Source organism: Methylobacterium sp. CM6257, from assembly GCF_054611515.1.
On the sequence record NZ_CM137735.1, the window covers coordinates 432935 to 445951 of the forward strand.

General features: G+C 65.3%; 9 protein-coding genes. 5 read left to right on the forward strand and 4 right to left on the reverse strand.

The features are described 5' to 3' along the window. Positions 1-486: 486 nt before the first annotated feature. Together ACYCO6_RS02165 and ACYCO6_RS02170 are read right to left on the reverse strand one after the other, a co-directional pair. Positions 487-3615 carry a multidrug efflux RND transporter permease subunit gene (locus ACYCO6_RS02165; protein WP_459768884.1) on the reverse strand — a complete coding sequence of 1043 codons (3129 nt, stop codon included), beginning with the start codon at positions 3613-3615 and terminating at the stop codon, positions 487-489. A 41-nt stretch (positions 3616-3656) separates the two neighbouring features. Then, positions 3657-4889, reverse strand: a complete 1233-nt coding sequence (locus tag ACYCO6_RS02170; RefSeq protein WP_459768885.1) for an efflux RND transporter periplasmic adaptor subunit — start codon at positions 4887-4889, stop codon at positions 3657-3659. A 402-nt stretch (positions 4890-5291) separates the two neighbouring features. Here ACYCO6_RS02170 and ACYCO6_RS02175 point away from each other — a divergent pair, with 402 nt between their 5' ends. Next, positions 5292-5645, forward strand: coding sequence for an ArsA-related P-loop ATPase (locus ACYCO6_RS02175; RefSeq protein WP_459768887.1), 354 nt, complete (start codon positions 5292-5294; stop codon positions 5643-5645). 357 nt (positions 5646-6002) lie between these two features. Continuing rightward, on the forward strand, positions 6003-6773 hold the full coding sequence (locus ACYCO6_RS02180; protein ID WP_459768889.1) for a potassium channel family protein: 771 nt from the start codon (positions 6003-6005) through the stop codon (positions 6771-6773). A 48-nt stretch (positions 6774-6821) separates the two neighbouring features. On the opposite strand, the gene ACYCO6_RS02185 is transcribed toward ACYCO6_RS02180, so the two are convergent. After that, on the reverse strand, positions 6822-7718 hold the full coding sequence (locus ACYCO6_RS02185; RefSeq protein ID WP_459773405.1) for a LysR substrate-binding domain-containing protein: 897 nt from the start codon (positions 7716-7718) through the stop codon (positions 6822-6824). Positions 7719-8055: 337 nt separating this feature from the next. On the opposite strand from ACYCO6_RS02185, the gene ACYCO6_RS02190 reads away from it, so the two are divergent. The 3 genes from ACYCO6_RS02190 to ACYCO6_RS02200 all read left to right on the forward strand — a co-directional run bounded on the left by ACYCO6_RS02190 (position 8056) and on the right by ACYCO6_RS02200 (position 11377). Further along, positions 8056-8334 carry a hypothetical protein gene (locus ACYCO6_RS02190; RefSeq protein WP_459768890.1) on the forward strand — a complete coding sequence of 93 codons (279 nt, stop codon included), beginning with the start codon at positions 8056-8058 and terminating at the stop codon, positions 8332-8334. Between the two features lie 336 nt (positions 8335-8670). Next, positions 8671-10371: an ATP-binding cassette domain-containing protein gene (locus tag ACYCO6_RS02195; RefSeq protein WP_459768892.1), complete on the forward strand. Its 1701-nt coding sequence runs from the start codon at positions 8671-8673 to the stop codon at positions 10369-10371. A gap of 121 nt (positions 10372-10492) precedes the next feature. After that, a complete protein-coding gene (locus ACYCO6_RS02200; protein ID WP_459768894.1) occupies positions 10493-11377 on the forward strand; it encodes an efflux RND transporter periplasmic adaptor subunit in 885 nt (294 codons plus the stop codon). Between the two features lie 300 nt (positions 11378-11677). On the opposite strand, the gene ACYCO6_RS02205 is transcribed toward ACYCO6_RS02200, so the two are convergent. Next, positions 11678-12241, reverse strand: coding sequence for a hypothetical protein (locus tag ACYCO6_RS02205; protein ID WP_459768896.1), 564 nt, complete (start codon positions 12239-12241; stop codon positions 11678-11680). Positions 12242-13017 lie beyond the last annotated feature (776 nt).

Consider the following 13017-nt stretch of genomic DNA (forward strand, 5'->3'; position numbering starts at 1 on the left):
GTCATCCAAGGAGCCGCGGATGCTCCTCCATAGCGGACATTCACCGTGACGGCCGCGGCGGCGGCCCATTCGCATAAGGGCGGCTTTCGGAACGCAGACGTTCACGACGCTCGCCACCAGCGCGGCGAACCCGCATGTGGCGTTAACGTGGTTGAACCCGGACGCCGAGAGCGCCGCCAGAGGCCCGGTGATCACCAAGACAATGCCGAGGACCAACAACCAGCGGTAAGCCAGTTCATGATCATGGCTCGGCCCGGATCTTCGAGGCAGAGACGCTCTCGGTCGGCCGGCGCGGCACAATCCGGCTGCTGTAGGGCAAAGGGGATCTGTTCATTCGTGAAGCGTTTGCGAGGCATGGCACCCACCCTCCTTCAGGGTTCAGGATGCCCGAAAAAACTTGCGCTCGGCGTGGACCATTTTGATGGATCTGGGTCAGCCGCTTCATTGCGGAAGCGCTTCGTATAATTCGAGCTGATACGGCTGCCACTAAGCGGCGTCGGCAAGCTCTGACTTTCTTGTCCTCTGTCCCCGCGAGAGGAACCGCATCACAACCACGAAGAAAATCGGAACCATGAACACGGCGAGCACAGTCGCGGTAATCATGCCGCCTAGTACACCTGTGCCAAGGGCCTGTTGACTCTTAGCGCTCGCGCCGGAGGCGATCACCAGCGGCACCACGCCGAGGATGAAGGCCAGCGACGTCATCACGATCGGCCGGAAGCGTAGTTCCGCCGCCTCGAGCGTCGCCGCGATCAACGGCTTGCCTTGCGCGCGCAGGTCCTTGGCGAACTCGATGATCAGGATCGCGTTCTTGGCTGACAGACCGATGATGGTGATCAGGCCCACCGTGAAGTAGACGTCGTTCGGCAGCCCGCGCAGGTAGGCGGCCGCCACAGAGCCGACGATGCCGAGCGGCACCACCAGCATGACGGCGAACGGGATCGACCAGCTCTCGTAGAGTGCGGCGAGACACAGGAACACGAACAGGATCGAGAGCCCGAGCAGGAATGCGGCCTGGGAGCCGGCAAGCTTCTCCTGCAGCGACTGACCCGTCCACTCGTAGCCGAAGCCGCCCGGCAGTTCGCTCGTCAACCGTTCCATCTCGGCGAGCGCGTCGCCGCTGGTGTAGCCCTGTGCCGGGCTGCCAGTAATCCGAACGGCCGGGTAGCCATTGAAGCCGATCACCTGGGTTGGACCGACAACCCAGGTGACCCGAGCAAACGAGGCGAACGGCACCATGGCACCGCTGCTGTTGCGGGCGCTATACGTCAGCAGATCCTCCGGCCTGACCCGCTTATCCTCACGTGCCTGGACGACCACGCGCTGCATACGGCCGCGATTGAGGAAGTCGTTGACGTAGCTGGATCCGAGCTGTGCCGAGAGCGTGGTGTTGATATCGGCAAACGTCACACCGAGGGCTGCTGCCTTCTCGCGGTCGATGTCGAGCCGGATCTGTGGGGCTGGCGGCAGACCCTCGACTGTCACCTCGCGCAGGATCGGCGAGCGGCTAGCGGCCGCCAAAAGCTGATCCTTGGCAGCCATCAGCGCCTCGTAGCCACGCTGCGAGCGGTCCTGCAGACGGAAGCTGAAGCCGCTCGTCGTGCCGAGATTGGCGATCGGCGGTGGGGCGAGCGCCGACACCCCCGCGTCACGCAAGCCTACGAAAGTCTCATTGCTCCGGTCGATGATGGCCGCGGAACTCTGATCGGCATCGCGCTCCGACCAGTCCTTCAGGGTGACGAAGGCCTGTGCCGTCATCGCGCCTTGACCGAAAAAGCTGAAGCCCGTGATGAACGTGATCTTGTCGACGCCCGGCGTTCCGGCGAGCTGTTCCTCCACCGAGCGGACGACATCGAGCGTCCGATTCGCACTCGCGTCCGAAGGTGCCAGAACGTCGGCCATGACGAAGCCCTGGTCGTCGATTGGCACGAAGCCCGCAGGCAGCCGCCAAAGGGCGTAGCCGAGGCCGCCCAGCAATGCCAAGTAGAGCAGCATGAAGCGGCCCGAGCGCGCCACCATCCAGCGCGTCGTGGTGCCATAGCGGCGCGTCAGCCAGTCCAGGCCGCGGTTGAACCAGCCGAAAACGCCGCCCTTGGCGTGACCGTGCTCCTTGGCGATCGGCTTCAGCATCGTGGCGCACAGAGCCGGGGTGAGCGACAGCGCCAAGAATGCGGAGAAGCCGATCGACACGACCATGGCGGCCGAGAACTGCTGGTACATGATGCCGACCGAGCCGGGAAAGAACGCCATCGGCACGAACACCGCCATCAAGACAAGCGTGATGCCGATCACGGCGCCCGTGATCTGACCCATGGCCTTCTCGGTGGCCGCTCTCGGCGAGAGGCCCTCCTCGGCCATGATGCGCTCGACGTTCTCGACCACCACGATGGCGTCATCCACGAGGATGCCGATGGCCAGCACCATGCCGAACATGGTGAGCACGTTGATCGAGAAGCCCATCAGGAGAAGGGAGACGCAGGTGCCGAGCAGCGCGATCGGCACCACGATGGTCGGGATCAGCGTGTAGCGGAAGTTCTGCAGGAACAGGAACATGACGACGAAGACGAGTACCACCGCCTCGGCGAGCGTCAGCAGCACCTTCTTGACCGACGCCGTGATCACCGGCGTGACATCGTAGGAGATCTCGTACTTGATGCCCGGCGGGAAGAAGCGGGCGAGCTGCTCCATCTTGGCCTTCACCGCCTTGCCGGTGGCGAGCGCATTGCCGGTCGGCGCGAGCTGCACGGCGATGGCGGCCGCGGGCTTGCCGTTCAGGCGGGTTGAGAAGGCGTAGGATAGGCCGCCGACTTCCAGTCGTGCGACGTCGCGCAAGCGCACGGTGGAGCCGTTCGGGTTGGCGCGCAGCACGATTGAGCCGAAATCCTCGGGCGACTCGAGCTGGCCCTTCACCAGCACCATGTTCTGCGTGCGCTGAGCTCTCGGGCTCGGTTGCACGCCGAGCAAGCCCGAGGCGACCTGCGCGTTCTGCGCCTTGATCGCGTCCTCGACATCCTGCGCGGTCAGGTTGACGCCGAGCATCTTGTCCGGATCGAGCCAGACCCGCATCGCACGTTCGGTCGAGAACAGGCGCGCCCGGCCGACACCAGGGAGGCGCCGCAGCTCCGGAAGCACGTTGCGGGTGGCGACATCGCCTAGGCCGACCTCGTCGAGGCTGCCGTCGCTGGAGGTGAGCGTCACGAACTGTAGGATGGCGCTGCTCGCCTCGACGATTAGGATGCCTTGCTCGCGGACCGCCTCCGGCAGGCGTGGTTCGATGCGCTTGATACGGTTCTGGACATCGACGGCGGCCAGCGCGATGTCGGTTCCGGGCTGGAAGTTGACGATGATCTCGACCTCGCCGGTGGTGTCGCTCGTCGACTCGTAGTTGAGGACGTTGGCGGCCCCATTCAGCTCCTCCTCGATCAGCCGGGTGACACTGAAGTAGAGGTTCTGGGTCGAGGCTCCGGGGTAGACGGTCGAGATCGAGATCGAGGGTGGCGCGATCACCGGATACTGCGCGACCGGTAGGAACGGCAGCGCGAGCAGTCCGCCCAGGCAGATGAAGATCGCCACCACCCAGGCGAAGATCGGACGCGCGATGAAGAAGCCGGGCATGGCGGCAGGTCTCCGGAGGGAGCGGGGCGCTTGGAAAGGGATCAGTTCGGTCGGGCTTGCGCCGCCGCCTGCTTGGCTGGCACCCACGGCACGGGTTGCACCACACTGCCGGGCGTGAACTTCTGGAAGCCCTCGACGACGACGCGATAGCCGGGCTTCAGCCCGTCCTCGACCACGATCTCGTTGCCGAGCGTGCGGCCGACACGCACCGGCTGCAGTACGGCGCGGCCCTCGTCGTTGACGACGTAGACCTCGCTGCCGCCGGCATTGTTGCGCTGGATCGCCTGCTGCGGCAGCACGACGGCATCGGCGTCGATACCCTCCTCGATTTGCACGCGCATGTAGGTGCCCGGCAAGAGTTCCGCGTTTGGGTTCGGGAATTCGCCGCGCAGGATTACTTGGCCAGTGCCGGGGTCGACCGTGACATCGGAGAAGAGAAGCCGCCCGGAATGTGGGTAGAGAGTGCCATCGTCGAATACGAGGCGCACCTTGGCGGCGTTGGGCGACACCTTCTGCAGCCGGCCGTCGCTGAGATCGCGCTTGAGCTGGTTCAGCTCGGTCACGGACTGCGTGAAGTCGGCGTAGATGGGATCGAGCTGCTGGATGGTAGCGAGGTGTGTGGCCTCGTTCTGGCCGACGAGGGCGCCCTCTGTCACGAGCGCCCGCCCGATCCGCCCGGTGATCGGCGCCCGCAGGGTTGCGAAGTCAAGGTTGAGCTGGGCACGCTGGACGGCGGCCTTCTGAGCTGCGACGTCCGCTTCGGCCTGCTTTTCTGCCGCCAGTGCTAGATCGTACTGCGCCTGGGTTGTGGTCTGCCCGCTGAGGAGCTGCCGCAGGCGGTCCTCCTGACGATTTGCCTGGAACAGTGTCGCGTCGGCCCTGGCCAGCGCCGCCTTGGCGGCGTCGAGTTCGACCTCAAATGGCTTGGGATCGATGTGATATAGGACGGTCCCTTCCTTGACGAGACTACCCTGCTCGAAGGTTTGCTTGACGATGATACCGGACACGCGCGGCCGTACCTCGGCGATGCGCATCGGCGTGATCCGACCCGGCAATTCCTTGACCAGGGTTACGGCCTTCGGCTCCGCGACGATGATGCTGACTGCGGGAGCCGTCGCTGCTGTGTGAGCGGAGGAGGCGGCCTGTTTGTCCTGGCAGCCTATCAATGCGATGAACAGAACCAGGATCGCCGCAGTGCCCGTAAGTTGACTCCGCGTGCGCGCACCTACGCGTTCATGCCCAGGTATCGGCTCGCTTCCAATGCGGAACAGCATCGGACAATCCTCTGGTCTGGCACTGATGAGGCGCGCTCCGAGAGCATCCGACATCGCACTCTCACATGAGACTACCAGAGGAGCCCGGATCTCCGTATAAATAGGTTCGTGATCTACACTCGCCGTTTCAAGCGCGCGGATGAGAAAAGTCGATTGACTTCCTCAATGAGCCGCATTGGCGAAACGCGCCTTGCTCGTATTAGGTCCGTCACTTAACTGCACAGCATCCCCGGTCCGCGCCCCTCTGGCGAGAGCTGCCGGCGATCTCGCGATGTCGGACCATCTTCGACAGCGTAGGCCGACCGCAGCCGACTACCTTGAGCTACATCAACAGGTCTGGGCAGACGTCCTCATACAGTCAGGTTCCGTTGCAGACCGCGACCAGACTTTGAGTGGGGTGAAATGCTGCACGAGGATCTGCGCTCACCCTGTACCGAGGAAGTCGCCGTATTCCACGCCTTCTCGCGCATCGTCGCGGAGGCGCGCAGTGCATTCGTCGTTCTCGACGCCGCACCCACTGGACGCACACTGCCCCTACTCGATGCGACCGGGGCCTATCGCCGCCAGATGACGCGCGATCTCATCGCCGCACCCGGCACGCACGCCTCGGGTAGGAGCGTCACCCCTCTCATGCGTCTGCGGGATCCCGCCTACACCCATGTCATTGTCGTAACCCTGCCCGAGACCACGCCCGTCTCGGAGGCGGCCGCGCTCCGGGAGGATCTGCGCCGGGCACAGATCGAACCGTATGCTTGAGTGATCAACCGAAGCCTCCTGGCAATCGGCACGCATGATCCGCTGCTGCGCATGCGCTTGGCCGGCGAAGCGAAGCAGGTCAACCGAATCCGCGGTGGGCTATCCCGAAAGGTCTTCGTCATTCCGTGGTTGGCCGGCGTGCCGACCGGCGTACCGGCGCTCATGCAGCTCGCGGCGCCGGACGATGAGGTGCGGAAGGATCAATACGAGAATAGGCCGGCTTCGCCGGAGAGGCGATGACTCTTCTATCCCGGTTGGTTTGGACGTGTGGCGAAGCGGCCTGAAGGGGTGGCGCCAAGGCCGCGTACGTGCTGACGCGGGATTCCTGATTCTGTCCCCCTTCCGGCCCGACGACCGATGACGACAGCCACCGCCACGCTGCGCGAGCTCTACGAGGGGGACACGGGACGCGCGCACCGCTTCCGCTACGCCCTGCTCGTATTCGACGTGGCGACCGTCGCCTTTGTCATCGTCACCTCATTCCTGCCGCTGATGCCCTGGATCGTCGCCTGCGACGTGGCGGTGGGCCTGTGCGTCCTCCTCGACTTCGCCGCCCGCCTCGGCATCAGCCGTGCCCCGCTGCGCGAATTCCGGCACCTGAGTACCTGGACGGACCTCGTGGCGGTCGCCTCGTTCCTCGCCCCCGTGCTCGTCGAGGGTGTCGGCTTCCTGCGCATCCTGCGGACGCTGCGCCTGCTGCGCACCTACCACCTGCTAGAGCGCCTGCGGCGGGACAGCGGGCTGTTCCGCCGCAACGAGGACGCGATCCTGGCCGCGACCAACCTCGTGGTGTTCGTGTTCACGATGACGGGCATCGTCTACGCCACGCAGCACGACCACAACCCGGCCATCCAGACGCCGGTCGACGCGCTGTACTTCACCGTTACCTCGCTCACAACGACGGGCTATGGCGACATCACACTGCCGGGCTCCTCGGGACGATTGCTCTCGGTCTTCGTGATGATCTGCGGCGTGACGCTGTTCTTCCGCCTCGCCCAGGTGGTGTTCCGACCCTACAAGGTGCGCTTCCCCTGCGACGCCTGCGGGCTGCAGCGCCACGAGCCAGACGCCGTGCACTGCAAGGCTTGCGGCAACCTCCTGAATATCCCCGACGAGGGGGCGGACTGACGGCGCGAGCGCGGCAAACCTTCGAGTCGGGTGCAGGCCCCAATGTCGTCAAGGGACGATAGCCATAGGGGCCACGACGCGTCGCTCCAGCGCCGCGACGATCGTCGACGACAATAACTCCGCCGCCGCCGACACGTGGCCCGGCGCTTGGTAGAGGACGATCTCCGTATCGGGGAGCTTAGGCAGTTGAAGGCGGCCCGAAACCGACACCATGTCCGCAGGGACCATTTCCGTCGGCAACACCGTCACCCCGAGCCCGGCTTGCACGGCGGCCTGCAATCCGGCCAAGCTCGGGCTGGCGTAGACGATGCGCCAATCGCGTCCGGCGACATCGAGGGCCGACAGCGCGCGCTTGCGATAGACGTCCGGCGCCGGCGAGAGGACGAGCGGGATCGGGTCACCGGCTTCCGCAACGAGACGCGGTGACGCGACCCAATCGAGCACCTCCCGCCAGACCCGCGTCCCGCCGCTCGGACCCTGTGGCTCGCGCTTGAACAGGATCAGGTCGTACTTCCCCTTCGAGAAGTCGTCGAGCAGGTTGACGGTGAAGTCGCAATTCACCTGGAGCGCGACCTGCGGATGGGAGCGAGCGAAACACGCCAGAACCTCCGACAGGTGCGTGGTCGCGAAATCCTCGGGCGTGCCCAGCCTGACGAGGCCCGTCAATTCCGGCGTGACGATCCGGGAAAGGGCCTCTGCACTGAGCTTGAGCATCTGCCGTGCATAGGTGAGCAGAACCTCGCCTTCGGGCGTCAGCTTGAGCTCCCGGCCGTCCCGGTCGAACAGGCGACGGGAGATGCCGTCCTCCAGACGCTTGATCTGCAGCGACACGGTCGACTGCGTCAGGCCCAGTCTACTGGCCGCGCGCGTGAAGCTCCCGTTGTCGACGATGGCGATGAACGTGCGCAGCAGGTCGAGGTCGAAAGGCAATGGCGGGACGGGCATCGCCGTCACATCAGCTCTCCTGGGTCGAATCTCAAGCTCCGGCCTCAAGCCTCCGCGAAATCCTTACTGATCGTAATGGCGCGATGTGACGGAACACACATTGCTCTTTGACCAGATGTCTATTTCGGGGATTAAATTTCGATCTGCATACGCGAAGCATTCATCCTCATTTGTTTTCGCAATGATTGTCATTGAAACCGCGAAATTGTACTGCGAACCAAGTGTCTCAAAATCATTTGCGTGGATGAAGCGGACCTGTCTGGAAAACTGTGGTGGCCAGGCCGACCTCGATCCACGGACAGGTCGTCACGACCGTAAATCTGATTGGAGACAAGCGATGAAGGCGTCAAAGAAGCTATCCATCGTGACGGTCGCGGCCGCGCTCTGTGTCGCGCCGCTCTCCGCCGCATTCGCCGACCTGCGTGTAGGCTCTCCGACGCGGCCCCTCCCGCAGACGACCTGGGATGGGCTCTCGACCGGCTCGATCCTCTCGGGGGAGATGCTGACCCGCACGGTCGGCGGCTGCCGCAGAAGCTCAGCCCAGGAAGGCAACGCCGACCAGCAGCACTTCCCGGTGCAGCAGTACGGGCAGACGTCGGGCGGCTATCGCTGCTGAAGCGGGCGCATCACCTCGACGCGACAGCCGTCCGGCTGTCCAGCAATCGCCGACATCAACATGGTCCGCCGTGCCACCCGGGCATGGCTGACCGCGCGTGCGATCCTCGCCCTGGAGGGCATCTCACCGGCATCCGCCAAACGCCCTCCGGTGGACCGCCAGTCGCTTCGATCTGACCCCATGAGGTTCGAGCCCGGCATGAGCCGGGTGTTCCGGGTCGGCTCCGCGCTCCCGCATGACGACGGTTTTTCCGTTTCTCCACGGCCGTGCCCGGCAACATGGCGGCGCCATGGCCTCCCTGCACGCACTCGATCCGATCTGGAAGGTCCTCGACCCGTGGATGCGATCAAACACACGCCCCTGACGTTCGCGGAAGCCTGCAGGCTCATCGCGCGCCTCCTGAAACCGGAGGCGGGCTTCGTCTGGACAGCGGTTGTCTACGGAATTGCCGTGTCGCTCCTGGGCCTCGCCGTGCCGGTGTCGGTGCAGCTCCTGATCAACTCGGTGGCCAACACGGCGCTGCCGGCGCCTTTGTTCGTCCTGTCCGGGCTTCTGCTCGGGCTTCTGCTCGCCGCCGCCATGCTCAGCGCCGCGCGGATATACGTCCTTGCGCTGTTCGAGCGGCGCGTGTTCGCGAGGTTTGTCGCGGAAATCACCCTGCGTGCCCTCCACGCCAGAAACCCGCACTTCGACGACGCAGGGCGCCGCGACCTGTTCAACCGCTTCTTCGATCTTATGACGGTCCAGAAAGCGGTCCCGCATCTTCTGGTCGGCGGCTTGGCGATCCTTCTACAAGCCGGGATCGGCCTCGTCCTGACAAGTTTCTATCATCCGTTCTTTCTCGCCTTCAATCTTGTCGCCGCCGCCGTCCTGCTCGGCATCGGGTTCCTCTGGGCGGGGCCGGCGGTCCGGTCCGGCGCGGCGCTGAGCCATGCGAAGCACGAGACGGCGCGTTGGCTGGAGAGCGTCGGCACCTCGAACGGCTTTTACAAGAACGGTGGTCGGCTCTCGGCCGCGATGGCGCGCTCCGACGCGATGACCGCCGCCTACCTGCGAGCGCATCGCCGCCACTTCCGCCACACCTTCGCGCAGACCATCGGATTCCTCGTGGTCTACGCGGTCGCCAGTGCCGCCCTGCTGGCCATGGGCGGATGGCTCATCCTGCAGGGGCAATTGTCGCTCGGGCAACTCGTGGCGGCGGAACTCGTCCTGTCAGGGGCTTTCTACGGCATCTCGCAACTGGGCTCGCATGCGAGGACCTTCTACGACCTCGTCGCGGCGCTCCACGAACTGTCGCTGTTCGACGGGATCGAGCAAGCGGACGGGGATGGGTGGACCGGCCCTGGCCCCGCCAATGGCAGCCTGCGCCTGCGCGATGTTGAGCTCGAAGGCTGCCGCTTCGACTTTGCGGTCGAGAGCGGTGAGATCCTCGCCGTGGCTGCCGACGAGGGGATCGAGCGGACGGTCGCGGCGCTCCTCGCGCGGAGGGTTCGGCCGCAGCGCGGGTGGGTGATGGTCGGCGGAGCCGACATCGCGGCTTTCGGTCCAGAGAGGCTGCGGTCGGAGATCCTTGTCCTGGATCGGCCGACGCTCGCCGAGACGACCATCCGCGAATACCTGTCGCCGGACGATGGGCCGTGCCCTGCTCGGATCCACGAATGCTTGGAGCGTGTTGGGTTAGTCGAGCGCATCCGGCGCCTGTCCTCCGGCCTCGACACGCCGCTGTCCGCGTCCGGCTCGCCGCTTTCGGCGGGTGAGGCCGTCGCGCTGAAGCTGGCCGCCACCCTTCTGCAACCGCCGAAGCTCGTCGTCCTGTCGACGCTGTTCGACCTGCTTCCACCGGATCGCGTCGCGGCGGCGCTCGCAAGGTTCCGGGAGGCGGGCACGACGGTGCTGCATGTCACCCGGCGCCCCCCACAACCGATCCACGATGACCAGATCCGGCTGGGCTCGCGCGGCTATGTGCGCGCCACCGAGCGTGAGGACCGGCTCGACAAAGCGATGCCGAGGGAGACGACCCATGCTGTCGCGGCCTGAACACCTCCATCGCTTTCCGACCCTGACCGCGATCCGGCCTCCGCGTGCGGCGGTCGTCCTCGGCTGGATCATCGGCATCGGGATCTGCCTCGCGGTCCTGGTCCTTCTGTATGTTCCCTGGGTGCAGACCTCGGCCGGGACGGGGCGCGTTATCGCCCCGAACCCCGCCGACCGCGTGCAGACGGTTACGGCCCTGGTCCAGGGTCGTGTGGAGCATTGGTACGTCGAGGATGGCCAGCGGGTTCGCGCGGGGGATCCTATCGCCCGTCTCGTCGACAACGATCCGCTTCTGCTGAAGCGGCTCGCGGCCGAGCGGGAGCAGATCGAGGCCGAGATCGCTGCGGCGGAGCAGGCGGTGAAGGTTGCGGAGAGCCAGGTCAGCCAGACGCGCGAGGCCGCAGAGAAGGGTTTCGTAATCCGGCGCAACTTCGAGGCCGCGCAGATCCGTGTTGCGGAGCAGCGCGCGAAGCTGGCCGAGGCCAAGGCCAAGCTCAGCCGACTCGAAGTGACCGTGAACCGCCAATCGGCGCAGCTCGTTCGCGCGCCGCGGGACGGCCGGATCCTGCACATCAACGCGGCAGCCGCCGGCACGCTGGTCAACGCGGGGGACACTCTGGCCACCCTCGCGCCGCTCGCGCCGGCCCGCGTCGTCGAACTGATGGTCGACGGCCGGGATGTCGCCCTGATCCGGCCCGGCCAGAGCGTGCGCCTTGCCTTCGAGGGATGGCCGGCCATCCAGTTTAGCGGCTGGCCCTCGGTAGCCCATGGCATGTTCGATGGGCGGGTGCGTGCGGTCGACCCCTCGGCGCAACAGAGCGGCCTGTTTCGCGTGCTGGTCGAGCAGGACCCCGACCGGTCCGCGTGGCCCGACGCCGATTTCATCCCACTGGGGGCAAAGGTGCGGGGCTGGATCCGGATGGAGACCGTCTCTATCGGCTACGAGCTCTGGCGCGTGCTCAACGACCTCCCGCTGGAGTTTCCGAAAAAACGCTCAGATCCAATCTGAAAGATCGAGTGGGGGGCGACGATCGAGAGGAAGACGACCGCCTTTCCGGTTCTCTTCTCTGAAGCAGACCGGCGGCTTTCGGCCAGCTTCGGTCAGTCCGGGCCGCTCAGACTGCCAGCAAGCGGACGCTCCAAAGGCCCGAGAAGGAGCGATTTTTGCCGTTCAGCAGTGGCGCGGGAGCGACCTCTCCGACCTTCCGCGGAAGCGCCGCAAGCAGGCGGTATCACACCTCAGATCCCGGTCAGTAGAGGCCATGGCGCTCTGAAGCTGCCCTCGATCGAGGGCAGCTTCAGGGCTGCATCAGTACCAAGCCATGCGAAACTCGAAAGCGCGCTGCCAAGTCTTGAACTTCAGCTGGTGCGACGCGAGCGGGTAGTCGGGGGCGAGCAGAGCTTCCGCCGAATGGAGCCCATAAGGACCCTTCCAATCCCGCAAGGTAGCGGCGAGCTGGTCGTTCATCGACCCCGGGACACAGACGACGCGCGTGCCCATGCGGCGCTCGGCGCACCAGCGAAGAGCCTCCGCGAGCTCGGGGACAGCCCGGCGCACACCGACCAACCGAGCCAGCGTCGTGTGCGTGTGGATCTTGTAATAGCGGCCATGGTCGCTCAAGGCGACCTGCAGGGTGAGGTCATCGAGCCAGCGCGGCGTCATCTCGACGATCGGGCCGTATCCGGGCGCGTCGATGTAGCAGTCCCAAGGGCTGCGTTTGGTGTTCTTGAAGCAGGTCACGTTGATGTCCGGTTTTTTGTTAACGGACTCAGCTTGCCCGACACAACATCGACATCTCAATATTTCATTCAGTGCCCTTATCTCGCCCATGCGGATGGGTTGATCCAACGCCTCGGTGTCGACAGAGCTCATAGCCAAACGCCGGTGGCAACGCTTCGTGCTCAGCGGAACACGTCGAACTCGGCGTGCGGGACGGAGAGCTCCCTGCAAGCTCGACATCCATGACGGGCTGATTGCCCGCCTCCTCTCGAACACCTCGCAGGAGGTGTCCCTTGTCACCCGTAGATGTGAGGCGCCCGGGCTCGCTGCGCGTCGCCCGTGCGCTCGGCTTCGTGATCGCCTTCTCGTCTCGCATGCGCTCGACGATCGGCGATCCCTTTGCCGAGTGGTTGGTAGGTAGATCGATGCTCATCAGGAGGTGATCGTGGATCTTCAGGTTGCGCCCGTCCGGCGCCGGACCCACGCAGATCGAGGCACGCGTCTATCCCCCGCCCTCCCCAGAAGCGGATAGCCGGGCGGTCCAATGCCGGGCGTCTTCTGAGGAGGGCGGGGTAGAGGTTGCTGAGATCCCACTCGAGTCTCGGCAGCAGACCGCCGGGCGGCGTACCCGTCTTACCGGGGCCGGGCGGCTCCCTGGCGGGACCCGGCATTGCTCGCCCACTACGGCCCGAGGGCCAGCGGGTGCCTTGCGGCGCGCCCCTCGCGAGCCCGATCTGCATGACAGGCGAGAGGTGATGGTTGAGGCGTGCTCATTGCCATCGCTTGTGGAGGATTTCAGCAGTCGAACTGCAGACGACCCTCCTGCGTCCCGGCTGTCGTGCCGATTTCTCCCCCGGTCTGAGTCCCGGTCTGAGAGTTTCGGGCCGGGCCAGCCACCGAGATCCCCTGCGAGATCGCCCTCGACGTGA